Source organism: Micromonospora sp. DT201, from assembly GCF_049841575.1.
Taxonomy (GTDB): domain Bacteria; phylum Actinomycetota; class Actinomycetes; order Mycobacteriales; family Micromonosporaceae; genus Micromonospora.
Genome location: NZ_JBNCKP010000018.1, coordinates 82,835 through 108,913, shown reverse-complemented (window position 1 = coordinate 108,913; position 26,079 = coordinate 82,835). Strand labels below are relative to the sequence as shown.

Sequence of the window (26,079 nt, the reverse complement as noted above, 5' to 3'; positions counted from 1 at the left end):
CCAAGGAATCTACAATCATCGCTGTTAGCGCTCACACTCGTCCCAGTGCTGAGGCAGTAACGCCACGCCCTAGTGACAGTCGGTACGCCGGATGACGCCCGGCGGCCGACGGCTGCTCGGTCCGGCCGGCCCATGCCCTCGGCCAGCTCGACCAACCAGGGGAGAAGCTATGCGAACGAGGGCACGATGGCTGGCGACACTCGCCGCGCTCGGTGTCGTGGTCGCCGGAGTGGTGACACCCGCCGGCGCCGCCCAAGCGGAGTCCAACGGCGGGGTACGGGTGATGCCGCTCGGCGACTCCATCACCGAGGGCACCCAGGTGCCGGGCGGTTACCGCATCGGGCTGTGGCAGCGTCTCGTCAACGACCGGTACACCGTGGACTTCGTCGGGTCACAGTTCAACGGGCCAGCCAGCCTGGGCGACCACGACCACCAGGGGCACCCCGGCTGGCGGATCGACCAGATCGACGCCAACATCGTCGGCTGGCTGAACACCCAGCGGCCGCAGACCGTCCTGCTGCACATCGGCACCAACGACATCCTGCAGAACTACAACGTGAGCACCGCGCCGAACCGGCTCTCCACGCTGATCGACCGCATCACCACCACCGTGCCGACGGCGGAGGTGTTCGTGGCGCAGCTCATCCCGCTCTCCAACAGCAGCCAGGAAGCGGCCGTACGCACCTTCAACGCGGCGATACCCGGCATCGTCCAGAGCAAGGTGAACGCCGGTAAGCGGGTCCGCCTGGTCGACATGCACAGCGCTGTCACCACCGCCGACCTGATCGACGGCGTCCACCCCACGGCCGGCGGCTACGACAAGATGGCCGCCCGTTGGTACAGCGCCCTGCAGTCGGTGCCCGGAAGCATCGGCAACCCGGGCAGCGGCGGCGGGCAGACCACCACCACCATCGTGGGCGCCCGGTCCGGCAGGTGCGTCGACGTCCCCGGGAACTCCACCGCCAACGGCACCCAGGTAGGTCTGTGGGACTGCCACGGCGGCACGAACCAGCGGTGGACCTACACCACGGGCAAGGCGCTGACCGTGTACGGCAACAAGTGCCTCGACGCCGCCGGCTACGGCACCTCCCCAGGCACCCAGGTCACCATCTACGACTGCCACGGCGGCACGAACCAGCAGTGGAACGTCAACGCGAACGGCACCATCACCGGCGTGCAGTCCGGCCTCTGCCTGGACCCCAGCAACCAGGGCACCAGCAACGGCACGAAGCTCATCCTCTGGACCTGCACCGGCCAAGCCAACCAGCAGTGGAGCCGCCGATAGCACAGTTGGGCCGCGGCTTCGCGGCGTGGAACAGAGCCACCGCACAACATCGGTGATGATGCTGCCTCCCGCGCGTCTGAGGCAGCAACATCACCGATGTTGCGCGGATCGTGGGGGCGCGGGCGGGTTCTCGGAGCGAGATCCGGACCCGGCGCGCTGACGACACACGTCGGGATGAGGCTCTCCGGCAATCAATGAATGAGTCTTGCTTTGCGCCCAGGTCGCGGTCGGCGATCCGGGCTTCCTGCACGAAGAGGTGCACCGTCGAACCGCCCGACGTGTAGCGCTGCCCAGTCGCCGACGCCGCCGACGTGGTGCTCTGTGGCTCCCACTGGATCGGTCAGCCGTGCGATGCCGACCCGGCCTCCTGCCCCGCGGCCTACCCGGCAGGTGGTGCATCACCGACGCGTGGCCTCGCCGCGAGGCTGCGAGTCCCACCAGCGAGACAGGTCCACGTCCGGTGCCGTCGGGCTGCTGAAGCGGAACGGCACGCCGAGATGCTGAGCGACGGCTCGGCCCTGCTCGGTCGCCTGCACTGCCTCTGGCCAAGGAGGCACCTCGCCGGTGAACAGGCGCACGTCGGTGCCGAAGGAAAGCCCTGTCAACGACACCTCGTCGTACTCGTCGTGGTGCTGCCCCACCCGTTGCACGATCACCACCAGGTCGACGAACCAGCCCTGAGTGTCGCCGTTCCAAACCGCCTCCACAGCAACGACCGGTCCGGTTACGGCGACCGCCAGTTCGATCAGTTCCGCGGTCGTGAGCGGCGGCGCTTTCCGCGCGACAAGGCCCTGGCTGTCAAGCTCGCGGCGGCGCCTCAACAGCATGTCCTGCGCCTCGTAGAGCCCGGGCAACGGGTGCAGCTGCCCCTCTCGGCGCAGCAGCACGACAGCCGCGACCAGCCGGTCCACGCAGAGCAACTCATCGATCTGGTCCTGTAGCTGCGGATTCAGGTCAACCCACCAAGCCTCAGGGAAAGCCATACGGACATTGTCACCGTGCACAACGGGGCCTGCTTGTCCGGTTGCGCTTGAGCGGTGCTAAGCGGCGATCATCCGAGCGGTGCTACTTGCTGCGCGAGCGCAGGAACAGGATGACGACGATGGCGACCACGACGAGGGCGAAGAAGCCGATAAGCACCGGCGCGGCGACGGGCGTCTTCGGGCCGCCGACCACGGCAAGGTTCTCCAGCATGTCGGTCTCCGTCCAATCAGGAGGTTGCGGGTCCGAACTACTCCCTTCCCGTAATGCCCAGCGCACAATCCGCTCGGGTGCTGCCCGTGCTGACCGGATGCTGCACTCGTCCTGCTGCTTTCCCAGTGCGGCCGCCGTCGGCGATTTCGGGCTCCTTGGGTTTGGGCGCTGACGTCACGCCTAGGGCCGGCTGTAACGCACGGTCCACATCCGCTCGCCACCAAGGACGTGTTGGAGCCAATCGACAGGTTCACCGCATAGCATCGACGCTATGGAGTTGCAGCGATGAGTGATCGCCTGGACTGGAACGACCTGCGTGAGAGCCGGATGGCGGAGCCAGGGGCCGCCGAAACCTACGAGGCCACCCGGATCGCCTTCGAGCTCGGTCAGGAGGTGCGCCACCTGCGAGAGGGGCACGGCTGGAGTCAGAGCCAGTTGGCGCTCGCCGCCGGCATGACTCAGTCCGCGGTTGCCCGCTTCGAGGCAGGTGGGACCGTGCCGACTCTGCCGGTTTTGGAGCGCCTCGCCCGCGCCCTGGACAGGAGACTGGACGTCAGGTTCACGCCGAACGCCGACGCCGCCTGACCGGTTCAGGCTAGGCGGCGATCGTCCGCGCGGTGGCGTACACGTCGGCGGGTAGGGGGTGCTGGAGCTGCCAGAGAACCCGCATGGGGCGGTCGCCGGTGTGCGACTTGTACGTCATGGTGCCGGCGTAGAGGTACGGCGGTGCGCCGAGGTCGCGGTCAGCGATCCGGGTTTCTCGGACGAAGAGGTGCACCGTCGAGCCGCCCGACGTGTAGCGCTGCCCGGTCGCTGACGCCGCCGAGGTGGTGCTCTGCGACTCCCACTGGAACAGGGTGTCGGTGATGGCGCGGTCGGCGTACATGGTGGTGGGGGAGTAGTGCGCCTCGGACTTCACCAGCGTGACGAAGAACAGATCCGCCTGGGCGTCGGGCAGCCACTTCACCCCCTCACGCAGCGACCCCGGGTTGGTCATGCCGAAGGCGGCGCATGCCTCGTTACGGCTGTATCGAGCGTGCACCCGCAACGGCATTGCACCCGGGGCGGCAGTCGGCGTAACCCGGTGGATGCGGTCCCGCAGCACCTCGGCGACCTGCCGCAGCTCGGTGCAGCGCGCCGGTTCCTTCCACAGCCGTGCCAGTCGATCGTCGCGCGTGGCTAGGGGTGCGTTCGGCCCCCAGAGGCTGAAGTGCAGCATGTCCAGCAGTCGACCGCTGCCCGCGTACTCCTGTTGACCTGGGGCGGGCGGTCCGGCCGCGACTCGGGTCAGCAGCTCCAGCCGGTCGACGTCGTCGGTGTGCAGCATGCGACCGATTGCGCGGCCCAGCTCCCGGTCGTCCGGGCCGGGTTCGGACGTCTCGATGCCGGCGAGCCGCCGCAGCCCGGTCCAGCCACCAATGCTGGCCGATCGGTACACGTCCTCGATCTCCAGGCCGGTCTCGCGGAGGAACGTCGCCAGGCTGACGTCGCCGAGCTGCCGCAGCTCGGACACCAGGCCAGCCTTCGAGGTGGGCAGCGCCGATCGCAGGTTGGCGAGCACCACCTCCTTCGCCACGCGGTCCAGCTCGACGTGGCAGCCACTCGCCAGGCTCGGGAAGTCGTCGCGGACCGCCTCGGTGATCGCCCGCCGACTGACCCCGGTCAGGGCACGCCACCGCAGGTCGAAGCGGAAGTTGGCATTCTGCCCGCCGATGAAGTCGAGCACCGTGAGGCAGGGCTTGTCGTCGTCCAAGCGCAGGCCACGGCCGAGCTGTTGCAGGAAGATCGTTGCGCTCTCGGTGGGCCGCAGCATCAGGATCGTGTCGACCATCGGCAGGTCAACGCCCTCGTTGAACAGGTCCACGGTGAAGAGCACCCGCAGCTTGCCGGCCTTGAAGTCCCGCAACAACCCCGCCCGATCAGTGCCGGACCGCGAGGTCACCGCCGCCGACGGGACGCCGCGCTCACTGAACCAGGCCGCCATGAACTCGGCGTGCCCGATGCTCACGCAGAACCCGAGCGCCCGCATCCGCCCGACGTCCACCTTGTCGCGGACCGCCCGCAGCACCGTCCGCGCCCGAGCATCGTTGCCGGTGTAGATGGTGTTCAGCTGCGTCGGGTCGTAACCCTGGCCGCGTTTCCAGGTGACGTGCGACAGGTCCACGTCGTCGTGCAGCCCGAAATACTGGAACGGCGCCAACAACTGCCGCTCCAACGCCTCCCACAGGTGCAGCTCAACAGCCGCGCGCCCGTCGAACCACCGGCGCACGTCGCCGCCGTCGGCCCGGTCGGGGGTCGCCGTCAGTCCCAGGAGTACGCGGGGACGCAGCCGCTCCAACAGCCGCGTGTACGTCGGCGCTTCGGCATGGTGGAACTCGTCCACGATCACCATGTCGTACGCCTCGGGGTCGACCTCCCGCCGGTGCAGCGACTGGATGGAGGCGAAGACGTGCTTCCAGCCGTTCGGCGTCTCGCCCGCGACTAGCGTCTCGCCGAAACTGCCGTCCCCCATGACCTGCCGGAACGTCGACAGGCTCTGCCGCAGGATCTGCTCCTGGTGGGCAACGAAGAGCAGCGAGTCGGCCTTTTTGCTGCGATGCAGCCGGCGGTAGTCGAGGGCGGCGACCACGGTCTTGCCGGTCCCGGTCGCCATCACCACCAGGTTGCGCCAGCGGCCGTGCACCAGCCGCTCGGCGTCCAGGTCGGCCAGAATCTCGGCTTGATAGGGGTACGGACGCACGTCCAGGTTCGAGATCTCGGTTGGCGCCTGGTCGCGGCGCTCCCCGCTCAACGCGTGCCGCAGGCGCTCGGCGTCCCTAGCCGCGTCGTACGCCTCGAACGCCGGATCGTTCCAGTAGTCCTCGAACGTCGCCGTGAACGTGTCGATGACGTGCGGCTGCTCCAGGTTCGAGATGCGGACGTTCCACTCCACGCCATCCACCAGAGCGGTCTTCGACAGGTTCGACGAGCCGACGTACGCAGTGGTGGTGCCGTTGGAGCGGCGGAACAGCCACGCCTTGGCGTGCAGCCGGGTGGTCCTCGTCTCGTACGACACCTTGATCTCGGCGCCCAGCTCGGCGAGCCGGTCTAGCGCTCGCTGATCGGTGGCACCGAGGTAGGTCGTGGTGATGACGCGGACCTTGCCGCCTCTGGCGATCAGCTCGCGGATGGCTGGCTCGACGATGCGCAGGCCGTACCACTTGATGAACGCGCAGAGCAGGTCTACCTGGTCGGCGGAGGCCATCTCGTGGTTGACCTCGTGGCCGATGCGGGGCTGGTGGCGGCCGTTGACCAGCAGGGCGCCGGTCGAGAGTGGGGTGGTGGGGCGCTGCGGGAAGGCTGGTAGCGCCGGTGGGGTTGGCGGGGCGGCGATGGCGTGGAGCAGGTGCTTGGCGTCGGTTACCTGGTCCTGATCCGTCGCTGCCTTTGGGCTCAGGGCGGCGATAGCGTCGGCAATCTGATTCGCCAGTTCGACCTGGTGGTGGAGCTTGTCGTCGCCAATGGGGACGGACTGGAGGGCGCGGGCGGCCAGGGTGGCGATGTGACGGGCGAGGGTGTGGTGGGCGTCGGCGGGGTCGAGTCTGTGGTGTTGGATCCGGGCAGGGTCGACGTGCTGGAGGCGGGTGGCCAGCTCACGGGTGATCAGGTGTTCGTAAACACCCCGCTCAAGATCCGTCATTTACGCACCGTAACCGTCCCTGACGCTCTCAGCTTGTCCCGCCTTCGGTCGAGCCATTGTCGGGTGTCAGACAGATGCTCGTAGCATCGGCGCAGACGGCCCCAGGGCGCTGCCGCGTGCACCGATTACGACGGTCGGCCTGACGCGGTCTCTTCCTGCACCTGGCAAATCTCTGAGCGCGGGAGCATCCGTATCGCGACAGAGATTGATCCGCACGTTGTTAGTAGTGGGAACAGTTCGATCAGCCCGGCTAGACGGGTGATCACAGGGGCTCCCGCTACGGGGTTCCTGCCGGTAATCTCCCCGGCACCTTGTGGGGAGGTGAGGAGCGATGCGTGCTTGGCGGGAGCTGCCGCCCGCGGTCGGATCGGAACGAATGATGACCGCTGCCGCGCTGGCCGACCTTGACGTGAGTGACCGCCGGGAGATGGTGGTCGACCGCGGGCCGGTTAACGCTGCTGACCGGGTCGACGTAGTTGGGCGAGTGGCTGCGTCGCCGGGCTGCCTGTCGCACGACCCATCAAGTCAGCGCCAGCCGGCTGCTGAAGCGGAAATGACGGCAGGTGTTGACCTACGGCTGTGTGTGTCGCCCCGGGCGGCACCGGATCGTCGTCCGGGCCGCCTGCCACGGTCAGGTCGCGCCCCACCCGCGATACACCTCGGCTACGCCGAGCTGGGTATCACGTCATGGTCGACACCGCCAGCGCTGCTCTGCGCTGATACGTCGGCGGCGACGGTGCGCCTGGCGCCGGCACGATCCCCAGCTGCCTCAGAAAGCGAACCATACAATGTTCGGCCACCTACGGAATCAGTGGATACCAAGCGACAATGTCAATCACCGACGATCAAATCAAGCTGGATTTGTTCTGCGCGCAGGAGGTCATTGTCCACGCCGACGACGAGGGCCACGCTTTCCAAGCTGCGGGCGACGCCAATGTAATGCCACTGGGCCGACGTCAGCCGTGGCCATCGAGCCAGGTCATCTGTAAGCCTGGAAACCTGAGCAGCGACCGCCTCTTCGCTCAATCTGTGGTTAGCCCGCTTCGGTATCCAGGAGCCAAGCGGCAACTGGTGCCAATAGTCGAGCAAATAATTCGAGCCAACTTCCCTCCCCCGACGCTACTGCTCGAGCCGTTTTGTGGCGGCGCGACAACAAGTCTTCGCTTGCTGGGAACCGGAGCCGTGGAGCACGGAATCCTCGCCGACGCAGACAATCTAGTTGCCGCGTTCTGGCACGCGGCGGCATTCGACACCGACTGGTTGATAGACGCGATGAATGACGAGCCTGTGACCGTGGAGCGATGGGAGTGGTGGCGGGCCTATAGTGCCAAAACGCGGCGCGACATGGCTCTCAAATGCATCTTTCTCAACCGGACAACCTTTTCCGGGATCCTGCACGGGCGCGCAGGGCCAATCGGCGGAAAGAAACAAGGATCTGACGCGAAATACCCTATCGACTGTCGATTCAACAAATCTGCGCTGGCGGAACGAATCGCGGCAGTGGGAGAGCTTGCCTCTGCCGGCCGTCTGCTAGATGTCTGGGCGTGTGACTGGAGAGAGAGCCTTGAGCGGCTTCGACGTGAATATAAAAAAGTTCTGGAGCCGGACGAGATCCTCGTCTACCTGGACCCACCCTATGTCGACAAAGCACCATACTTGTATCAGTGGTCCTTTCAAGACGATGAACACGGCGCCTTAGCATCGCATTTGGCTGAGGCGAAGGGCTACCGGTGGCTGCTCTCCTATGACGATAGCCCGCGGATCCGGGAACTTTATCCCCAACAGGGTAACCGCAGTGTGCTTCATGTTAAGCATCGCTACAGCGCGGCGGGCTTGAAGGCGACGCCAGAGGGAAAGCGACGGCGGGCCGTTCGTGAAGAACTGCTTGTTACGGACCTCCCGGTGATCCCTTCGTCGCCTTCCTATCATGCCTTGAGCGACTGGAATTGCGACTCATGCAACATGCGGACGGGACCCTCAGATAGTTGAGAACCTTGACGCACTACTTAGTGGAGGTGGGAAAGTGGACTTCATGCTGGGTACGCACGCAGTCGCGGAAGAATCAGCATTGAATCGCCTACTGAGCAATTCAACAAATATTGGCGGAGTCTTCGACCTCGGGTACAAGGAAGCTAGCATCATCACCAATGATGCTTGGCTGGCACGCGCCTTTGGCCTGCCGCAACATTGTTTCCTGCTCGCGTTTCCGCGAAAGATGGGGATCCACAACCAGGCTGACGAGGTTCCCCGCATTGACCGTGGCGTGATCCTGCTCAGAGTGTTGCGTGAAACGAGCCTTCCAAACCAGGCGGATCTCGTCCATCTCCGTGCCGAGGACTCGGATAGAGCAATAACAAACTTCTATCGAGATGTGGATGAATTAGGTCCGGAGACCGACGTGTTGACTCGCGCGATGATGCAACAAGCAGCTTTCCGTTGTCGAGTCATCGGTACTTTTGTTGAGAACGATGCAGGGGATCTGGTGTTTGGCAAGGACGTGGACAATATATACGCGGCCGGAAGGTATATGGTGGCAAAGCCTCACGGGGGTAGCCTCCAGCTGATAATTGACCACGTTGAGCTCCCCATGGGCGAACGAGTTGACGAGCAGCGTGGCGATGAGGCCCCTAATGCTGATCTTCCGGATACCGAGGCGACGATCGAGATTGGGAAGCTGCGGTACTCATCTTCGAGACAAAGAGAGAGAATTGCCACGGCCAACGGCAAGACGACGGAAGTAGCTGTTCAAGTTCGGCCGAAGGACTTCGTAGCACACAAAACGGCCGTTTTTGGCATGACACGTGCTGGCAAGTCGAATACGATGAAAGTTCTCGCTTCGGCCGTGCATCTGTATGCATATAAGACCAATAGTCGTGTCGGTCAACTCATCTTTGACCCAGCTGGCGAATACGCATACGCCAATCGCCAAGACCACACAGCGCTATCCCAACTTGGCGAGGATGTCCGAATTTATCGTTTGGGCGCGACTGCTGTCGAACGGGCGCAGAATATCCGGCCGCTGTCGATAAACTTCTTCGACGACAGTCAGATCGATGGCTCATGGAGCCTCATCACTAGCTTTTTGGGCGATGACACGAGGCAGTTTGTGCGGAATTTCTTGGCTTCTGATCCCAGTCGTTCACCCGAGGATATGGACGACTACGGCGACAAAAATCGGTTAGAAGCAGTCAGGGCGATGTATTTTGGGATCCTCATAAAGGCTGGGTTCAAGCCGAAGGATGGGTGGACCTGTTCAATCCCGATCAATGACAAGACCCGGACACTCCTCTCCGACGTTGATGACATACGTATTCCAGCGCGGGGCCCTCTCCGGGTGTCAGCCCAACAACTGGAAATTGTATGTGAGGTGATCGCACGGAATGCTGCTTTAAAGAAAAAAGATGATTCTATCAAGGAAGCCGTGAAACTCTGGTTCAGTGACCGCTCGGCGGGAGGCCATGGAGACCCGGGCGTAGATGGCCTAGTCGGAATGCTCTCCCCGTCGGGATCTGCAAGTGGGTGGAAGATACTCCGCGGCTTAGCCACTTACCATTCCGCCGAGGCGACAACTGATTTCGCCCCTGCAATATACGCCGATCTAGCGCACGGGCGACTGGTAATCGTCGACCTATCCAGGGGCTCCGATCAGGTTCTACAGACATGTGCTGAACGAGTTGTCCGGGAAATCCTTTCTCGCGCGTCCCGCAGGTTTCGTGAAGGACACCCGCCGAGGCCAATGCAAATCTTCCTTGAAGAGGCGCATAGATTGTTAGACCGAGATAAGTTCAATAAGACGACCAGTGTGTCTGACCCATATGTTCGCCTCGCGAAAGAATCTGCGAAGTATAAGATTGGGATGATCTACGCTACTCAGGAGGTGTCGAGCGTTGATCCCATGATTCTTTCAAATACGGCCAACTGGGTCTGCGCTTATATGAATAATGCGGCCGAGACGCAGAAGCTTGCGAAGTACTATGACTTTGCCGATTTCGCGGAGCAGATCCTCAGCGCAGATGACCGAGGTTTCGTCCGCCTGCGCACTGACTCTTCTCCCTACACGTTGCCGGTTCAAGTAGCGAAGTTCGACTTGGGGATGGTCAATGCGGTCAGGGCAGCGACAGGGCTTCCGCCAACTGGCCCTAGCACTGATTACATCCCGGACATCTCAGTGCAGGCGGATGACCTGTCAGACTGTGAAGATCCCGATGCCATCTACGCCAAGATCACCGGCGGGGCGGGATCAGGGAACCACTGATGCCCTACAACTTTAGCGGACCACGAGGCGTCGTCCGATACGAAGTAGCTGCTCGCTTCGGTCACCTGCCAACTTCAAGTAATAAGACCATCCTTGAACGGCTGTCAAAGTATCGACGTCCGGAGGATGGCTTCGATCCTTCGATGATCGAAGAAAGGGTTGTCTCTGCCGAAACGTTGAAACGTTACGGCGGTCCGGAGGTTCGCTACGTAGTTTGTGTAGACGGGTCTGGCTACGAGACGCAGGAGGCGTTTAACCGTTTTCCGTCCACCCGAGCGCTATATATGCAGGTCGCAGGCGTTTTCATAGACCTCCACAAAATGCTCGATCAGAATGACGAGTGGGTTGATCCTGCCCGGATTGCCGACGCTACTCAAGCCTCGGTCGTCTCTGGGTTCTTGCCGAGCTCCTTCCTCGAGCATGAGTTTTATGACGACCCGGTCGAGGCATTTAGAGCCGAGCTCTTCTATCTGTTTGCCTCCACTAAGGTGCAGAAGCGTTCTTTACTGGACGTCTTACTAGAAGCGGCGAAGTATATTAGACTCGAAGGTGCTTCGGCGGCGGCCAGCAGGGGACAGCTACTTCTCACGAAGTGTCCTAATGCCGAGTGCAAACTCAGCAATGCCTCGGGTAAGCGAAACGCATTTCCGATCTCATTTGATCAGCCTGCCAATTGCCCGTCGTGTGGCTGCACCGTCTGGTCGACCGACGCCTTACGCATCTGGGAGGCATTTAAGCCGGATGCAAGTAACGGCGAGGTGCTTGGTCGAACGCATCAGGTTATTGAGCATCTAGTTCTCCTTGGAGTGGCTTTAGGGCTAGAAGATGCGTCACCACGGGTATTGCAGCGGACCGCTTTTATCTGCGATGGCGACCTTGCCATATTCGGTCAGGCGGCTCGGTATCATGCAGGTTTGCTTGGGGCTTGGCAAGCCCTGTGGACGCGGGCAGCGTCTCGTGGGCACGAACCACCAGTAGTGGTAGGCGTCGCTAAAAGTGGTTATCCGGTGGAGCACCTTCGAGGCATTCATCGATTCATACCACGCAGATCGTTAATGCGGCTAGACGACAAATACATGACCACTCGCCTGCGGATCGTGAGTCTCACAGAGACGTATTTTGGCCGGAAACTCTTCTACCATGCTTCCGACGATCAATTGCTGGTGATCACGGTGCCCCCGAACACGGGAGCAGCCTATGGCGCTCCCGGCGCAGATGAGGATCTGAGTGCCGTCGGCAGATTCTCAACCTTGGCTCGTGCGCTGGACCTACTTGACGAGCTAGGGAGTCGCCTCTATGACGATGCGCTGATTCCCGTTTCCCTAGCACACCATTGGGCCGCTTATCCCCTTGTAAATACCGAGCACGTGCTGCGCCTCCTGACAGACCAAGTTCTCAGGCGGAAAGAATAGATCCTCACGTTGCGCATCACGGGCGTAGGTGGGCTATCGCTGCGATAGGGCGGGCAGGCTAATATGGAGGCCGCAGTGCAGTTTCAAGTTATTTCGAGAACCCAGCGCCAGCCGCAGTATCGAGGATTTCTTGCGCTGCTGGTCGCCGAGGATTGGGATGACTTCGGTTTTCGCACACAATTTAATTTACTGTGTCGGCTTGAGAACGGTGAAGTGCTGGATATTGGACAGGTCAAAATCGGCCAGTTCGGGATGGGGCCAGAGCAACGGCGGCCTCTGATGCCAGAAACTTTCGCTGGGCTGGGTGAGGAGTTCTTCTCCGTCGGTCAGGACGACAGCTATTACCAGAGACTCGACAGAATCGGCCGTGGCCGAAAGGCGGCCGTGTTGACCGCACTTCGCGACATCGCCTTGCATGAGGATTTGTTCGAGCGGGCGCTGTATGAAGACGTGACTGGAACTTCGCTTTTAAGGTCTGTTCAACGGGCTTCCGTGGAGGGGCAATTTCGACGACTGGCAAGCGGGGGCGACCGACTTTCTCCGATTTCGTTCTCGTATACGCCGCCCCGCAGCGACGCGACTGTGAGCAGACTGATCACGCTTCACTTCGACGTGCAGCCGGGATCTAGCCCGCCAACTAACATTCATGTGCTGATAGGCCCAAATGGTGTAGGAAAGACTCATCTTCTTAATAATATGGCGCGAGCGCTCGCGGAAGACCACGCGTCGCAGAACGAGGTGGGGCTGTTTCAGAACCTCAACTCCGATCAGGCTGAGACGGGCTTTGCGAACCTTGTTTCCGTTACCTTCAGCGCGTTCGATGTATTCGAGCCAATCCGGAACCGAAGGAATAAGGCGACTGGTCTTCAATATACCTACGTTGGCTTGAAAAGGGTGCGGACGGCGGCCGATGACCGGCCGCTTGCACCTAAAAGCCCTGCTGCGCTTGCTCGGGAGTTCGGGCTGAGCGTAAAAGTCTGTCTGCAAGGCGCTAGGTTAACCCGCTGGCGGAAAGCGCTCCTGACGCTTGAGGCGGACCCGATCTTTTGCGATGCGGGAGTGGCGGAGCTGGCGGCGTCCGCGATGGAGGACGAAGAGCTGAGGCAGAAGGCGAGCAAGCTATTCAGATCGCTCAGTTCTGGCCATAAGATTGTGTTGCTGACCGTGACTCGCTTGGTTGAGAGTGTCGAGGAACGCTCGCTAGTCTTGCTCGATGAACCTGAAGCGCATCTGCACCCTCCGCTCCTATCGGCATTTATCCGCGCTCTGTCCGACCTCCTTGTTGAAAGAAACGGAGTCGCGATCATCGCGACTCACTCGCCCGTTGTGCTTCAGGAGGTGCCTGCGCAGTGTTCCTGGAAACTGCGTCGTTCGGCCGGTGAGCTTGTTGCCGAGAGGCCGGTAGTTGAGACTTTTGGCGAGAACGTCGGTGTGCTTACGAGGGAAGTCTTTGGACTAGAGGTTACGCGTTCAGGGTTTCACCAGGTGGTGCGAGAGATTGTGGGATCAGGGGCCTCCTATGAGCAGCTTGTCGATCGGCTGGATGGACAGGTAGGAGGCGAGGCCAGGGCGCTCGGCCGCGGGCTAATTGCTGCGAGGGAAGCTGAGGTCGGTCTCTGATGTGGAAGGTTGCCCAGCCGACTAGGTCTGCACGCTTCAGCTTCTCAAAGTGTGTATCAAGAATTCGGGACGCGGAATTGCGAGCGCGGCTGCTGAACGTGGAGGAGGATGTCGTGCGCGCGTCAACAACGTATGCCGCCGCCGCAGCTGAGGCGAGTATTCATTCGCTGGTTGACTCGGCCTTCTCTCTCTCGGCCGTGAGCGCTAAAGAAATGGTTGGAGTCTACGAAGGGCGAATGGCGAAGAAGGGATCCGCAGGCAGATTTATTTATGATGAGCTTATGTTGGCTGCAAAGCACGGACGGTGTCCATTGTGTGGTCAGCGTTCGGTTTCGACGCTGGACCATCACCTCCCAAAGTCAAGCTTTCCTGCCCTTGCGGTTGATCCACTAAACCTTGTTCCTGCTTGCTCTGATTGCAATAAGGCTAAGAGCTCTTCCATCCCGGTCTCCCGGCATGAAGAGACCCTGCATCCGTATTTCGATGATATCGAAAAGGACTTGTGGCTTCGAGCGCGAGTCGTAGAGGTTGGGCCGGCAGCATTAATCTTTTTTGTGGATCATCCAGTCGGATGGACCGAAATCATGTTTGCGCGCGCCAGTCTGCATTTCAAGACTTTTGGTCTGTCGGGCCTGTACTCATCTCAGGCTGCACAGGAATTGAATAACATCCGATTTGGGCTGTCGCAAATCTTTGACCGTGGTGGTGAAGCCGTGGTTAAGCAGCACCTGCGGGAGCAGGCGGTTAGTCGGTCCGCTGCGCACACAAACAGCTGGCAGGCTGCGACCTATCGAGCGCTGGCGGAAAATGAATGGTTTTGTCGCGGAGGATTCGAATTCGCCTACTGAGGATCCTCGCGTCCGGACAATGGCGCTGAAGCGTCGGCGGTCCGTAGCGCCACCTTCTTTGCTCGGTGCCTGCTCCACGGTAACCGCCATGGTTGCCCGCTTGCCTAGCTCGGTCATCTGAGCGTCGCCATCTGCGCTTTCCCTTTCGCCTTCCATGAGGCCTGCACCCGACTAGCAGTGCTGATCAGGAAGGCGGAATCAGAGGCTTTCTGCCGGCACCCTCAAAAACTGTGCCCAGTGCGCCAGCCGGTCTGGGTGCACCAGCGGGGGGCCGTTCTCCACCCGACTGAGCCGTGCCTGTGTGATCCCCAGCCAGCCAGCCAGCCAGCCAGCCAGCCAGCCCGCCCGCCACCACGGTCTGCGGCAAGGCGACCCGCCCGTGGTACGGATGGCAGCGGTAGGCCCGAACCACCCGTCCCAGATGCCGCTCCGCCAGCGCCCGCCGGACCGGCTCGTGGTTCCAGAAGTTCGCCGGCACTACCGGCGGCGCGCTCAGCCGGTCCCGCTCGGCGGCCTGGCACGGCGTACACCGGCCGCTGTCGTTGTCCCGGGCCAGCCGTCCGCCGCACCTGGGACAGTTCGCGTGAGTCACCTGCGACTCCTTGTTGGGACCGCAAGATCGGCGAACGGGCTCCAACGGGCAGCCGGATCACCGTGCCGCACGGACTCGAGGCGGTTTGCGAACTCAGCCGCGACGCCCGGCGACGTAGCCAGCAGCGGCACGGCGGCTGCGATCATCTTCAATTCGCGAGCCTCTCGCAGGACTGCCCATGACGGGTCTGAGGTGACGTCAAAGCCGTAGGCGGTGGCCAACGAGCGGTGCCCCCCGGTTGCTCCGAACCTGGCCTCGCTGACCGCAACCGCTGCTAGATCAACCTGCCACGGCCCGATGCATGTCGCATCGAAGTCGCACATGATCGTCCGGCCCGACGACTCGCGGAGAAGGTTGCCGGCGTAGGCGTCCCCGTGGATCAGTGTCGGCGTCCCAGGATCGTTAAGGGCTGCGACTTCCGGCTCCAGGCGATCACACCAGTCGGCCAGGAAATCCCGGTCCGGCTTGCTGAGTCCGTCGGCGTCTGCCAGCCGTCGCCTTGCGTCGCCAACAGGATCCCAGGCAGGCAGCGGAAAGGGGGGCACGCCGAGAGCATGAAATTTGCGCAGCACCGTGCCGAGGTCTTGGACGGTCAGGGCAGTTGATTGCGGTGGGACGTACTGCCACACCGAAGCGACCAGTTCCCCTGCTTCGATCGGCTGCTTGACCTCGCGCGCTAGGCGGATCGTCGGCGCGTCGATCGCGGCGAACCAGCGCGCAAGCTGGACCACCTTCGTCGCCCTGTCCCGCAGCTGATGGGTCCGCGCGATCCGGATGACGATTCCAGCCGTGGGTAGCGCGAAGACGGCGTTGTTGGTCAAACGCAGCAACTGGGCATCGTCAGCCGGAACATCCAAGGCGACGGCGATGTCATGCATGGCGGCCGTCATCGTCTCCTCGGAGAACCGCCCGCTCATGCTGCTACCGCGGCCCGAGCAGCGAGGACGCGATCGAACTCGGCCACCGCGGGTAGCTCCCGATGTCGGGCGAGGTCGCGACGCAGGTTGACGACCCGATCGATCACGCGCTTGGAGCTGATCGCCTGCGACCGCTCCAGCACTCTGTTGCCAACTCCAAGCGCCTGCTCGGGCTCATCGGCGAGAAACAGCGCGCTGCACAACCCGACCTCGTTCAGCACGGTGCTCCGTACGTTTGCCGGCCCGAAAGCGGCGATGGCCTCCTGGACCCAGCGCACCGCCTCGGACGCCTGCCTGCTGTCTCGGCGCGCCCTGTCCCGGTAGACGCGGCCATACTGGGCGAACAGCTCGCCCCGGTCGTAGAAGCCCATCCAGTCCGGCTCGCGGTCGCTGTCGATGCGCTCAAACTGGTCGCTCGCCTTGCCGAGGGTGGTCACAGCGCTCTGGTGATCCCCGAGGGCGGCGATCGAGGCGGCCTCCGCGCCCCAGAGCAGGGCCTTGACCGCCGGAGTTGCGTGCGATCCGAGCTGCGCGTGAGCGAGTTGCAGCGTTGCGAGGGCGTCCCGGTTGTGTCGCAGGTGTTGAAGCTGCTTGGCCTGTGAGTACCGGATTCTCGCAGCGAGCGGGACGTCTTCAGCGGTTAAGGCGGCGCGCTCCCCGGCCACGAAGTGTCGCTGTGCGTCGTCGTGGCGGCCTGCGTCGAGAGCGGTCCACCCCGCCAGGTGTCGAGCTGCCGCCACCGCCGCGACGAGGCGCGGAGTGATCCCGGTCGGGTGCGACCAGTCGAGCATCCGGTACACCGACTCGGCGAACCGGGCCACTTCCCGGTACAGCAGACCGCCGCCGCATTCGTAGTCCACGGAACGGTAAAGCTCCAGCACGGCGTTCAGCCGAGCGACATCCGCAGCGCCGACACGTCGGGGCTGGACGATCTCGGTGCCGCCCAGCAGTCCTGCTCCCGCAGCGACAGCGGCGATGCCGGCTAACAACGCCCGCCTACCCTCGTCGGGTACAGCGCTTCGCGGCGCGGCTGAGGCGCTGGCGACCTTGCCGCTTTCGCTCGCTCGGTGGGTTCGACCGGGAAGCGCGAACCATAGGAATGCCTCGGGGATGTGTAGCAACTGCGCCCAGTGCGTAAGCCGGTCCAGGTGCACCAGCGGCGGCCCGTTCTCCACCCGACTGAGCTGCGCCTGCGTGATCCCCAGCCACCCCGCCACCACGGTCTGCGGCAAGGCGACCCGCCCGTGGTACGGATGGCAGCGGTAGGCCCGAACCACCCGTCCCAGATGCCGCTCCGCCAGCGCCCGCCGGACCGGCTCGTGGTTCCAGAAGTTCGCCGGCACTACCGGCGGCGCGCTCAGCCGGTCCCGCTCGGCGGCCTGGCACGGCGTACACCGGCCGCTGTCGTTGTCCCGCGCCAGCCGTCCGCCGCACCGAGGGCAGTTCGAGTGGGTCACGGGCGGCTCCGTCCATCTCGCTTCATCGAGCCTATCCATTGAACCCGCTGCGTGGAGTCGCGGTATACACGGCGCGCATATCGATGATGCTCGCGCCGTCATTCGGCATCGGGCCTCCGGGCCGCACGGTCGGTGAAAGCCATCGGAAGGAGCGTCATGCTGCTGACCACGTCCCAGACGAGTACCGGGAGGGCACTCGTCTCCGACGAACTCTTCGCCCGGTTGTCCGCCCGCATCGCCCACGATCACCCCGAGCTGGCCCCCGACTTGCCGCCCAGAATCGTGGACCAGGCGCTCGCCTTCCTTGCGGCTTGCGCCGTTACTGCCCAGCCCATTGGCCCGAGCGCGCTGGTCGACATCGGCTGGCACACGTTCATCCTGCATACCCGTGACTACGCGGAGTTCTGCCACCGCATCGCCGGCCGATTCATCCACCACCAGCCCGAGCCGGCACCCGACGACGACGTCCCGCAGCCGATAGGCGCACCGATCTCGCGGACGGTCAGCGCGATCCGAGCCGCCGGCTTCACCGTGGATGCCGCGCTCTGGACGGATGAGGGCACGGCCGACTGCACCCAGTGCCACGCCGGGTGCACCGACAGCCCGACTGGATAGGGCGGTTGACCAGCGGTCCCGGGCTTAGACTGCCCGGGACCGCTCGCCGTCAGAAGGGCCACCGCATGCCACGCCGTCGCGACTGGGCCGAGCTTCCCGAGCCGGTACGTGCAGAGGTCGAGCGGCACACCGGCCCGATCCGTTCGGCAGCGACGATCCCCACCGGCGCCTCCTGCGAGGTTGCGGTCACCCTCGACACCGTTACCGGCTTGGTCTTCTGCAAGGGCGGGGAAACGGGCAGCCCGACCGCCTGGCTCTACCGCAACGAAGCCCGTGTCAACCCGTGGCTGCCGGACGCGGCACCCCGCCTGCTCTGGACCGTTGAACGTGACGGCTGGCTACTCCTCGGCTTCGAGCACGTCGTGGGGGAGCACCCCGACCTGACCCCGGACTCACCTGACCTGCCACTGCTGGCCGCACTGCTCACGGAATTGAGCCGCCAGCTCACGCCCTGCCCGCCCGTCGCTCTGCGTCCCTTCCGCGACCGCTGGCACGGCCTCACTGACGCCGAGCTGGTCGACGGCGACACGCTTCTGCACACCGACATGACGCCGCGGAACTTCCTGGTGCCGCTTGGGCGGGCACGATCAAGAGTCCGGCTCGTCGACTGGTCCAGCCCCGCCCGCGGCGCCGCCTGGATTGACAGCGCATTTCTGGCGCTCCGACTCGTTCGCGCCGGTCACACCCCGGCCGCCGCCGAAGAGTGGGCCATGCAGATCCCTGCCTACGCCGCCGCATCGGAGCATGCGGTGACCGGTCTCGTCGACGCTTTGGTGCGACTCTGGCAACGCAAGCAGCTAGGCGCCCCGGCACCCCACCGTGGCCCGATCCTCGACGCGGCCCACCGCTGGGCGGCCCACCGAAGGCGCCCGCAACGATTTAGCGGCTCGGCGTCACTGGCGGGAAACGCCCTCAAGAGCGGCGAGCTGAGCGCACCGCCTCGATGACCACGCCCCAACGATCCAGCCCGTGCGCAGGGTTCAATGCCTTCCCCTCAGAGACGACAACGCCGGCAGCGCGCAAAACCGCCAGGTGACCGGCGTAAGCCGGATGAGCCGCCAACTCCGCCTTGACGTGCGGGAACGCAACGATCGGTAGGCCCGCGCCCAGCGACTCGTTGAGAACGCCAAGCGCCAGCGTGTCGTTGATGCCCAGCGCCCACTTCGCCACCGTGTTAGACGTGACCGGCGCGGCCACCACCACGTTGGCCGGCGGGTGCGGCTCGGGGTCGCCGGGCATCCGCCACTCCACGCGTACGAGATAGCCGGTCTTGTCTTGCAACGCCTCCCGGTCGAGCCACGGCGCGGCGGTCGGGCTGACGATCATGCACACCTGCCATCCGTCCGCGATCAGCAGGTCGACCAGCTCGTCGATGTGTTCCGCCGGACCGGCGGCGCAGACAACCAGGTACAGCACCGGGCGTTCGGTCATGCCCCGCAGTCTGCCCGATTCAGCCGTCGTGTAGTCGAGCGCATACGGACCGCGCATGCCGTCGACGATCAACGCGACATACCGGCGTACCTGGTCAACCGCGAGGGTCGACGCATGGCCCGGGGCGGGTGCAGCGCTCCGGAACTGCGCCGGCCCTCATCGGCGCAGCTCCGTCCCCGCCCGCCCCGGCGCCACACCATCAGCAAGACAAGGGGAGGAGCCGGCATGAGCGTCCTGATTGAGCACCCGACCTGGGTGTACCCGTGACCGCCGCCGAGGTGGTTGCCCGTTGGCTGCGGCTGGTGGAGGCGGACGCGGAGCTGTCGCCGTACCTCATCGGGGTTGATCTGGGCCGGCTCTCCGCGCATCTCACCGCGAGCCTCGCCAACGCGCTCGACGGACATGCAACGCCAACCGAAGGCTGGCGCGGCCTGGGGTTGTCGGAGGCGCAGCACCGGCGGATGGTCGACTACCTGGTAGGGGTCGCCGAGCTGCGGGCTTTCGAGGTGCTCGCGTGAGCCTGGCCGCCGCTTGGGCGTCGGTCGACGTGCGGGCTGCCGGCGACTTCTGGTGCACCCTCGAAGACCGCCGCCCCGGGCTGCTCCCACACCGCGACGCACCGCTGTTCTTCACCGCGCTAGGCCGCCTCACGGCAGGCGAGGACGACCCGGCGAGCCGGGCGGCGCTGCTCATGGTGCTCGGCCGCGCGTACCGTCATTTCGACCTGCTCCCGCACGCCGCCAACATCGGTGACGCGCTGCTCGCCACGGTCGCCCGCCACGCGCCACATCCACTATGGGCGGCGGTTGGGGAGCGGGCCCTGTGCCGCGCCACCCGTGCCGTGCGTCGCGCCGCCGCCCGGGTCGGCGACGGCCCGGCCTGGTGGCACGTCCAGGTGATCGACTATGACCGGCCGTCGCCCGACATTGCCATCCTGACGGTACGTCCCTGGCGGCGACTGCCCTACCAGCCAGGCCAAGCGGTCCCGGTCTGCACACCCCGCCTGCCGGGGCACTGGCGCTGGCTCTCACCGGCCAACGCCCCACGCGCCGACGGCACCGTCGAGCTGCACGTCCGCGCCGTACCCGCGGGCACCGTCTCCCACCGCCTGGTCCATGAGGTACGCCCCGGCGAACTGCTCTGGCTCGGACCACCCGGCAACACCGGCCTGAGCCTCGAGCCGGCGCGCACCGACGATCTGCTGCTCGTCGCCGGTGGCACCGGGCTGGCGCCGCTGCGCGCCCTCGTCGAGCAGGTCGCCGCCGCACCGGACGGCCGGCGGGTGACGCTGATCGTCGGTGCCGGCAATTTCACCGACCTGTACGACGCGATCGCCCTCGACAAGCTGCAGTGCGCGCACGACTGGCTGACCATCGTGCCGGCGTTCTCCGACGACCCGCTCGCAGAACAGGCCGAGCAGGGTGACGCCCTGACCATTGCCTTGGAGCATTACGAGCCTGGCCAGGAGATCTACCTGTGCGGCCCACCTGCGATGCTGGTCGACGCGCGCCCACGGTTACTTGCCCTCGGCATCCCCGCCGCGCGCATCCATCTGCCCGAGAGCTTCACCTGCTGATGGTCGACGTCCGGTTAGAGACGCGCGCTGAGCTGTGTGACGGCCTGGCGGAAACGCCGCGGCGGCAGGGCGGCCCGGAGCTTGTCGGTGGCGTCAGCGAAGTCCGAGATCGTGGTGACGCAGCCGTGGCCGAGGTGGGCGAGCCGGATGACGCCAATCCGCTCGACCACGAGCGCCTGGGACAGCGGGACGGTGTGCACGTTGCCGTCACCATCCACCGTGGAAATGGCGTCGATGCCGATGACCAGCGAGCCCTTGTTGCGGAACCGCTTGGCGAACGTCGGCCTGACCACCTCGCCTGCCGGCACGAAGCGGGTGGTCCGGCAGGAATCGTCGGTGGCGCCAGGAAGGTTCGGTTTCGACCCGTACGGCACGACGATCATGGTGCTTGAGAGCCAGCCGGACACGACGTCCCGCGCCACTTGCGGAGTGATCCCGGCCAGCTCGGTGAGCGAATCCGAGAAGTCAATCTCAGCCGTGCCGAACAGCTCCCGGTGGGTCAAGGACTCGAGGTTGTGGATCGCCTGCATCCATTCAATATCGCCCGTCATGGGCATGCGCTGAGTTGGCACCAAGTCGGCGATCTCCACTCGATCAATTCCATCGGAGATGAGCCGTTGCAGCTCGGTCCAGATCAGCTCCGCCGCGACGGTCGGGTCGAAACTCTTGCTCTTCCGGCCGAAATGCGGCACGACCCTCAACCCGATCTCGTGCCGCGTAGTGTCGACGACCTCGAACATGAATTCAGCACCTATGGCCACCCCGGCGCGGTCCACTGCTCCAGCGACTCGCGACCGCAGCGCCCACATCAGAGCGACCGCTTCGAAGCTGGGTTCGACACTGACCATCAGCGCGACGCCGCGGACCTCGTCTGCGTACCAGATCGGCCCGATCTGGTGGTTGACGAGTGACGTGCTGCGAGTGACTCGCGGACCTGCGGGCAACGGGAGTCGCATCGCCTGAGGTGCTTCGCCGGTCAGGGTGAGGACAGCGTTGCCGCTGGTGAAGAACCCTTCGACGTGCCGTTGGATCTCGTCCGGGGTGAAGAGTCGGTAGTCCACTGCGGGCCAGCGCGACAGGCCGTACCCGCGCGGCCCAAAACGGCGCGAAAGCAACGCCCCCCAGGTGTCGAGCAGGCCCTCGTCGATGTTCAAGACGAACCGGCTGTCGGCATCGAGGCCCTCGACAGCGTCGGACAGATCGTCGGGCGGGAGATTACTGATAGCCGAGCAGATGGTGGCGAAGTGCTCCACGACCCGGTCAGGTGGACCGCCTGCGATGAATAACGTGTCGTTCATCCAGACGTAGTCCTGAAAGTTCGCCGCGATGTGATCGTCGGTCCAGTCGACCAGGTGCTGGACAAGATAAGTCAGGCCGATGGAGTCGATCTCTTCGTCGCGGGCACCGCAGCCAAACGTCAGCGACGCGGTCAGCATGCCAGGCAGATTGCGTTGGATGACAGCAACTCCGTCTATCTCCTCGCGCCGCATGTGCGGATCGTATGGTGACCGGTCAAGTCCGAGGAGTGAGGCGATCGGCCGTCAGGAGAGGCGGTTCCGACAGCGCGTCAAATGATCGTGTCGACGGGTCGGCTCCCGCTGGTCCGTTACACGACGTAGTCGGTTTGGAGATAATGCCTGGTCAGGCGACTACCTACCGTGAACCCGTCATCACGATCGGCCTCGTTGTCGGCGATGCAACACCCGCCGCTCGGGCCTCAGACGGGAGAAACACCATGCGTACCAAGAAACAAGCCCGCGCCTCCGTACTCGTGCTCGGTTTCGTCGCGGCCGGGGCGGTGATCGCCCCGGCGAGCCCGGCGTCCGCCGCGGTCCCCGGCCTGGTGCGGGTCTCCGCGGTCAGCGTCAGCAACTCGGCCGACTTCCACAGCGCCACCGCCACCTGCCCGGCCGGCAAGGTGCTCACCGGCACGGGCTACGAGCTGAACGGCGTTACCGGTGAGGGCATCGTCGATGACCTGCGCCCCAACGGCGGCCCGGCCGCCCCGCCGACGGCCGTCACGGTGGGCGCCTACGAGACGGAGGCGTTCGCGGGCAACTGGTCGGTGACGGCGTACGCGATCTGCGCCAACCCGCTGCCCGGCCTGGTGCGGGTCGCCGCGGTCAGCGTCAGCGACTCGGCCGACTTCCACAGCGCCACCGCGACGTGCCCGGTCGGCAAGGTCCTGACCGGTACGGGCTACGAGCTGAACGGCGTCACCGGTGAGGGCGTCGTCGACGACTTCCGCCCCAACGGCGGCGTAGCCGCGGCACCGACCGCCGTGACCGTCGGCGCGTACGAGTCGGATGCCACGGCCCTGAGCTGGTCCACGACCGCGTACGCGATCTGCGCCAACCCGCTGCCTGGTCTGGTGCGGGCAACCACCGTGGGCGCCAACAACTCCCTCGACTTCCGCAGTGTCGTCGCAGGCTGCCCGCTCGGGAAGGTGATGACCGGCGCCGGCTACGAGCTGAACGGTGTCACTGGTGAGGGCATCGTGGACGACTTCCGCCCCAACGGCGGCCCCGCGACCGCGCCGACGACTGTCGACTCCGGTGCCTACGAGGAGGATGCGTTCGCCGGCAACTGGTCCGACACCGCGTACGCCATCTGCGCCACGGCGTAGCAGCAACTCGCCAGGTGGCTGGCCGCCCTGTGCGAAAGCAGTGCGGTCAGCCACGATCAGTCAGCTGCTAGTCATGAGCCCGAGCGGGCGCACCAAACGACGGTCGTGTCGGATTCGGTATCTGCGCAGTTGCGAGTGGAAGCAGGCCGGCCTTTCGTGCGTACGCGGGGAACTCGGCCCCGGTGCACGGCAGTCGGTGCCGTGTCTCCCGGAGGGCGTCGATGATGGCGCCCGCGTTGACCTCGGTGAGCCTGCCGGACCGGCATCTGTCGGCGAGGAGCCAGATCGTGCCATGAACCTCTAGACCGTAGGCACGACCGACCTTGGTTGCTGTGCGGTCATCGGTGACGGCCGTACCTCCATGGGTCTCCGCCGCGGCGAATACAGTCGCCTCGCCCAGGTCCCGTCTGCCGGCGCCGATCCGGCGAACCCATGCCGAGAAGGAACGCACTTCGAGGATTGTGTCGAGTGCGATGACATCAACCCAGCCAAGACCCAGTGCTGCCCTCAGAGCGGGCTCACGCTCGGAGTTCGCGCGAATTTCGTCGAGCACGACGGCGGTGGTGGCCGCGCGTTGTCCCGCGACGAGGTCGGCAAGCACGTCGAGCCGGTCGGCGAGGGCGAAATGGTGCAGCACGGTGGCATCGAAGACGAGCAAGGGCTCTCGAGCCAGGGCTGCCGCGTTCACGGTGCCAGATCTGTCTCGTCGCGTGTGGGCAGGTCGTCGAGACTGATCTGGCCATGCAGGAGTTCGACCGCGCGGGCGTCCGATACGAGATACCGCCGCCAGGCCTCCATGACGGCGTGCGAATAACCCGGCGGAACGCGAATCGCGTCGAGATCTGGCTGAGGCGCCCAGCCGACCGCATCCATAATCTCTGCACGGGTGGGCGTGGTGCGGATCCAGCGCGCCGATGTCGCGTCGAGCCACCCGGCCTGTTCGGCCTGCCGCAGTGCCAATGACCATGACGTTCGGTAGCGCGCGGTGAGCCGGATCAGCTCGTCGCGAGATGCTGTGCCGCGACTGACGTCGTCAAAAGCGGCGACCGGGAGGAGGAGTTCGGCTGCGAAAGCATTGATCAGGCCCTCCCGCTCAGTGCGCGACAGGTGCACCGCCAGGTCGGTGGAGTATTCGTCGCCCAAAACCAGATGGCCGAGCTCGTGGGCGGCGGTGGCTCGACGTCGGCCTGGGTTTCCCTCGACACTGACGATCGACACCGCGATGTCTCCGTCCACCAGCGATGCGCCCTCGCCCGACAGGTCACTGACAAGGACGTACTGGCCACTGCGTTCACAGAAATCCATGAGGGTCTCGATGGGATCTGTGCCGACACCGTGGATACCGCGCAGCCATCGAGCGGCGTCCCGAGCGTCCTCGTCGGAGGTGAGGCTGCCGTTGTATCGGACGGGGCTGACGAGGGTGAGCGTTTCGGAGGCCAGAAGCTGTCGGACGTCCCTGAGCCAGGAGGCGAGCGTGATTTCCAGGCGCTGGGACCGTCGCGCGGCGTCTGTGTCGTTGTCCTCGGCGAGGAGTTCCGAGCGGCGCGAGATCACCGCGGGCCGTCGCTCAAGCAAATGGTCGATGGGCACGTCGAGTGCAGCCGCGAGCCGAATCAGCTCCAACGCGTCGACTCGCCGGACACCTGATTCGATCTTAGCGATCATCGTGCGATCGAGGCCGAGCTGACCACCCAGCTCAGTCTGGGAGAGGCCAGCTCCGAGGCGGGCCCGGCGCACCTGTTCACCGACCGTCGTCCAGTCGCCGGTTTCGGTCATGGTGCGATAATCGCACGCCCCGATGCTCTGCGTCTCGGCCAGAGCGAATCAATATTGAGGCTTGTGGCTCGTGCGTTCGATACCGCGATATGGCGTCAGTGGACGGCCGGCGGGAGTGCCTCGGTCGTAGCGTCCGGACAGAGGGCGCGATCCGAGGGGGCGACCATGACCGACGTTCTGGTGTTACCGGGTGAGCAGGCCCCGGTCACCGTCAACACAATCCGCTGGCGGGCGGGGCTGCCACCGGACGCGTGGCCGGACACCCTTGCGCCAAGTGGCGAGATCTGGCGGCGTGACGTCTTCGCGGTGGCCGACGCCTACCGGGCCGGTTCCGCAAGCTCACGACAACTGCTGACGGCTGTGCTGGTCTGGGGTTACGGCCCCATCGGGTACGGCCCGTGGCGCGCCACCAAGTCGCTCGGTGCCGATCCAGACGGCAAACGCCTGGCGTACGCGCTGGAGACGGTGTCCGCGTCAGCACCCGACGAGGAGGCGCTGTGCACGGCGTACCGCCGCTTCCGCGACCCCGACCAGGCTCGCCTGCCATGGTTGGGGCCGGGCCTGTTCACGAAGGTCCTCTACTTCGTCGGCTATCGGCGAGGTGTGGGCGGCCTGCAGCCCTTGATCCTCGACCGCGTCGTGGCCAGCCAACTCCCCGCCGAGGCCGGCGTCGGTCGGCGAAACGGGTGGTCATCCGAGGAGTGGCTGGCCTATCTGCGTTGGGCGGCCGAGCAGGCCCAGGTCGGGCAGGTTGAGCCCGACGCGGTGGAGCTGGCGGTCGTCCACAACCGTTGAG

General features: G+C 64.8%; 22 protein-coding genes. 13 read left to right on the top strand and 9 right to left on the bottom strand.

The features are described from left to right. Window positions 1–169 precede the first annotated feature (169 nt). A complete protein-coding gene (locus ACLQ28_RS25705) occupies window positions 170–1,285 on the top strand; it encodes a ricin-type beta-trefoil lectin domain protein (RefSeq protein WP_425688837.1) in 1,116 nt (371 codons plus the stop codon). A 398-nt stretch (window positions 1,286–1,683) separates the two neighbouring features. Here ACLQ28_RS25705 and ACLQ28_RS25700 read toward each other — a convergent pair whose 3' ends face one another. Together ACLQ28_RS25700 and ACLQ28_RS25695 are read right to left on the bottom strand one after the other, a co-directional pair. After that, window positions 1,684–2,268, bottom strand: coding sequence for a hypothetical protein (locus ACLQ28_RS25700; protein ID WP_425688836.1), 585 nt, complete (start codon window positions 2,266–2,268; stop codon window positions 1,684–1,686). A gap of 82 nt (window positions 2,269–2,350) precedes the next feature. After that, a complete protein-coding gene (locus ACLQ28_RS25695) occupies window positions 2,351–2,479 on the bottom strand; it encodes a hypothetical protein (RefSeq protein WP_357306035.1) in 129 nt (42 codons plus the stop codon). A 285-nt stretch (window positions 2,480–2,764) separates the two neighbouring features. Here ACLQ28_RS25695 and ACLQ28_RS25690 point away from each other — a divergent pair, with 285 nt between their 5' ends. Further along, window positions 2,765–3,064, top strand: a complete 300-nt coding sequence (locus ACLQ28_RS25690) for a helix-turn-helix domain-containing protein (RefSeq protein ID WP_425688835.1) — start codon at window positions 2,765–2,767, stop codon at window positions 3,062–3,064. Window positions 3,065–3,074: 10 nt separating this feature from the next. Here ACLQ28_RS25690 and ACLQ28_RS25685 read toward each other — a convergent pair whose 3' ends face one another. Beyond that, window positions 3,075–6,158, bottom strand: coding sequence for a DUF3427 domain-containing protein (locus ACLQ28_RS25685; protein WP_425688834.1), 3,084 nt, complete (start codon window positions 6,156–6,158; stop codon window positions 3,075–3,077). An 828-nt stretch (window positions 6,159–6,986) separates the two neighbouring features. Between ACLQ28_RS25685 and ACLQ28_RS25680 the strand changes: the two genes are divergently transcribed. The 5 genes from ACLQ28_RS25680 to ACLQ28_RS25660 all read left to right on the top strand — a co-directional run bounded on the left by ACLQ28_RS25680 (window position 6,987) and on the right by ACLQ28_RS25660 (window position 14,293). Further along, window positions 6,987–8,147, top strand: a complete 1,161-nt coding sequence (locus tag ACLQ28_RS25680; RefSeq protein WP_425688833.1) for a DNA adenine methylase — start codon at window positions 6,987–6,989, stop codon at window positions 8,145–8,147. A gap of 43 nt (window positions 8,148–8,190) precedes the next feature. Continuing rightward, window positions 8,191–10,413: an ATP-binding protein gene (locus tag ACLQ28_RS25675; protein ID WP_425688902.1), complete on the top strand. Its 2,223-nt coding sequence runs from the start codon at window positions 8,191–8,193 to the stop codon at window positions 10,411–10,413. Further along, window positions 10,413–11,825, top strand: a complete 1,413-nt coding sequence (locus ACLQ28_RS25670) for a hypothetical protein (protein ID WP_425688832.1) — start codon at window positions 10,413–10,415, stop codon at window positions 11,823–11,825. The genes ACLQ28_RS25675 and ACLQ28_RS25670 overlap by 1 nt, the downstream gene beginning before the upstream one ends. A 75-nt stretch (window positions 11,826–11,900) precedes the next feature. Continuing rightward, a complete protein-coding gene (locus ACLQ28_RS25665; RefSeq protein ID WP_425688831.1) occupies window positions 11,901–13,445 on the top strand; it encodes an AAA family ATPase in 1,545 nt (514 codons plus the stop codon). Window positions 13,446–13,543: 98 nt separating this feature from the next. Further along, window positions 13,544–14,293: an HNH endonuclease gene (locus ACLQ28_RS25660; protein ID WP_425688830.1), complete on the top strand. Its 750-nt coding sequence runs from the start codon at window positions 13,544–13,546 to the stop codon at window positions 14,291–14,293. A gap of 588 nt (window positions 14,294–14,881) precedes the next feature. Here the strand turns inward: ACLQ28_RS25660 and ACLQ28_RS25655 are convergent. Both ACLQ28_RS25655 and ACLQ28_RS25650 read right to left on the bottom strand, forming a co-directional pair. Next, the gene (locus ACLQ28_RS25655) at window positions 14,882–15,802 is read right to left on the bottom strand and encodes a phosphotransferase (protein WP_425688829.1); all 921 of its coding nucleotides are present in this window, start codon (window positions 15,800–15,802) and stop codon (window positions 14,882–14,884) included. Next, window positions 15,799–17,259 carry an XRE family transcriptional regulator gene (locus ACLQ28_RS25650; RefSeq protein ID WP_425688828.1) on the bottom strand — a complete coding sequence of 487 codons (1,461 nt, stop codon included), beginning with the start codon at window positions 17,257–17,259 and terminating at the stop codon, window positions 15,799–15,801. The genes ACLQ28_RS25655 and ACLQ28_RS25650 overlap by 4 nt, the downstream gene beginning before the upstream one ends. 156 nt (window positions 17,260–17,415) lie before the next feature. On the opposite strand from ACLQ28_RS25650, the gene ACLQ28_RS25645 reads away from it, so the two are divergent. After that, entirely contained in the window at window positions 17,416–17,874 is a 459-nt protein-coding gene (locus ACLQ28_RS25645) for a glycine-rich domain-containing protein (protein ID WP_425688827.1), read from the top strand. Between the two features lie 65 nt (window positions 17,875–17,939). Then, a complete protein-coding gene (locus ACLQ28_RS25640) occupies window positions 17,940–18,821 on the top strand; it encodes a hypothetical protein (protein ID WP_425688826.1) in 882 nt (293 codons plus the stop codon). Here the strand turns inward: ACLQ28_RS25640 and ACLQ28_RS25635 are convergent. Next, on the bottom strand, window positions 18,787–19,305 hold the full coding sequence (locus tag ACLQ28_RS25635; RefSeq protein ID WP_425688825.1) for a flavoprotein: 519 nt from the start codon (window positions 19,303–19,305) through the stop codon (window positions 18,787–18,789). The genes ACLQ28_RS25640 and ACLQ28_RS25635 overlap by 35 nt on opposite strands. 263 nt (window positions 19,306–19,568) lie before the next feature. On the opposite strand from ACLQ28_RS25635, the gene ACLQ28_RS25630 reads away from it, so the two are divergent. Beyond that, window positions 19,569–19,823 carry a hypothetical protein gene (locus ACLQ28_RS25630; RefSeq protein WP_425688824.1) on the top strand — a complete coding sequence of 85 codons (255 nt, stop codon included), beginning with the start codon at window positions 19,569–19,571 and terminating at the stop codon, window positions 19,821–19,823. Then, the gene (locus ACLQ28_RS25625) at window positions 19,820–20,881 is read left to right on the top strand and encodes an FAD-binding oxidoreductase (RefSeq protein WP_425688823.1); all 1,062 of its coding nucleotides are present in this window, start codon (window positions 19,820–19,822) and stop codon (window positions 20,879–20,881) included. Before ACLQ28_RS25630 ends, ACLQ28_RS25625 begins: the two co-directional genes overlap by 4 nt. Window positions 20,882–20,895: 14 nt before the next feature. On the opposite strand, the gene ACLQ28_RS25620 is transcribed toward ACLQ28_RS25625, so the two are convergent. After that, window positions 20,896–22,371 carry a hypothetical protein gene (locus ACLQ28_RS25620; protein ID WP_425688822.1) on the bottom strand — a complete coding sequence of 492 codons (1,476 nt, stop codon included), beginning with the start codon at window positions 22,369–22,371 and terminating at the stop codon, window positions 20,896–20,898. A gap of 245 nt (window positions 22,372–22,616) precedes the next feature. On the opposite strand from ACLQ28_RS25620, the gene ACLQ28_RS25615 reads away from it, so the two are divergent. Continuing rightward, a complete protein-coding gene (locus ACLQ28_RS25615; RefSeq protein ID WP_425688821.1) occupies window positions 22,617–23,507 on the top strand; it encodes a hypothetical protein in 891 nt (296 codons plus the stop codon). Between the two features lie 67 nt (window positions 23,508–23,574). Here ACLQ28_RS25615 and ACLQ28_RS25610 read toward each other — a convergent pair whose 3' ends face one another. Continuing rightward, window positions 23,575–24,165 carry a hypothetical protein gene (locus ACLQ28_RS25610; RefSeq protein WP_425688820.1) on the bottom strand — a complete coding sequence of 197 codons (591 nt, stop codon included), beginning with the start codon at window positions 24,163–24,165 and terminating at the stop codon, window positions 23,575–23,577. A gap of 26 nt (window positions 24,166–24,191) precedes the next feature. Continuing rightward, entirely contained in the window at window positions 24,192–25,283 is a 1,092-nt protein-coding gene (locus ACLQ28_RS25605) for a helix-turn-helix domain-containing protein (protein WP_425688819.1), read from the bottom strand. Between the two features lie 165 nt (window positions 25,284–25,448). Here ACLQ28_RS25605 and ACLQ28_RS25600 point away from each other — a divergent pair, with 165 nt between their 5' ends. After that, entirely contained in the window at window positions 25,449–26,078 is a 630-nt protein-coding gene (locus tag ACLQ28_RS25600) for a hypothetical protein (protein ID WP_425688818.1), read from the top strand. Window position 26,079: the final 1 nt, after the last annotated feature.

Bases quoted from the DNA above. Each gene is read 5' to 3' on its own strand.
- ACLQ28_RS25675 (WP_425688902.1), top strand. From the start codon at position 8,191: ATGCTGGGTACGCACGCAGTCGCGGAAGAATCAGCATTGAATCGCCTA.
- ACLQ28_RS25705 (WP_425688837.1), top strand. From the start codon at position 170: ATGCGAACGAGGGCACGATGGCTGGCGACACTCGCCGCGCTCGGTGTC.
- ACLQ28_RS25635 (WP_425688825.1), bottom strand. From the start codon at position 19,305: ATGACCGAACGCCCGGTGCTGTACCTGGTTGTCTGCGCCGCCGGTCCG.
- ACLQ28_RS25690 (WP_425688835.1), top strand. From the start codon at position 2,765: ATGAGTGATCGCCTGGACTGGAACGACCTGCGTGAGAGCCGGATGGCG.
- ACLQ28_RS25680 (WP_425688833.1), top strand. From the start codon at position 6,987: ATGTCAATCACCGACGATCAAATCAAGCTGGATTTGTTCTGCGCGCAG.
- ACLQ28_RS25655 (WP_425688829.1), bottom strand. From the start codon at position 15,802: ATGAGCGGGCGGTTCTCCGAGGAGACGATGACGGCCGCCATGCATGAC.
- ACLQ28_RS25700 (WP_425688836.1), bottom strand. From the start codon at position 2,268: ATGGCTTTCCCTGAGGCTTGGTGGGTTGACCTGAATCCGCAGCTACAG.
- ACLQ28_RS25605 (WP_425688819.1), bottom strand. From the start codon at position 25,283: ATGACCGAAACCGGCGACTGGACGACGGTCGGTGAACAGGTGCGCCGG.
- ACLQ28_RS25600 (WP_425688818.1), top strand. From the start codon at position 25,449: ATGACCGACGTTCTGGTGTTACCGGGTGAGCAGGCCCCGGTCACCGTC.
- ACLQ28_RS25640 (WP_425688826.1), top strand. From the start codon at position 17,940: ATGCCACGCCGTCGCGACTGGGCCGAGCTTCCCGAGCCGGTACGTGCA.
- ACLQ28_RS25670 (WP_425688832.1), top strand. From the start codon at position 10,413: ATGCCCTACAACTTTAGCGGACCACGAGGCGTCGTCCGATACGAAGTA.
- ACLQ28_RS25645 (WP_425688827.1), top strand. From the start codon at position 17,416: ATGCTGCTGACCACGTCCCAGACGAGTACCGGGAGGGCACTCGTCTCC.
- ACLQ28_RS25685 (WP_425688834.1), bottom strand. From the start codon at position 6,158: ATGACGGATCTTGAGCGGGGTGTTTACGAACACCTGATCACCCGTGAG.
- ACLQ28_RS25615 (WP_425688821.1), top strand. From the start codon at position 22,617: ATGCGTACCAAGAAACAAGCCCGCGCCTCCGTACTCGTGCTCGGTTTC.
- ACLQ28_RS25695 (WP_357306035.1), bottom strand. From the start codon at position 2,479: ATGCTGGAGAACCTTGCCGTGGTCGGCGGCCCGAAGACGCCCGTCGCC.
- ACLQ28_RS25620 (WP_425688822.1), bottom strand. From the start codon at position 22,371: ATGCGGCGCGAGGAGATAGACGGAGTTGCTGTCATCCAACGCAATCTG.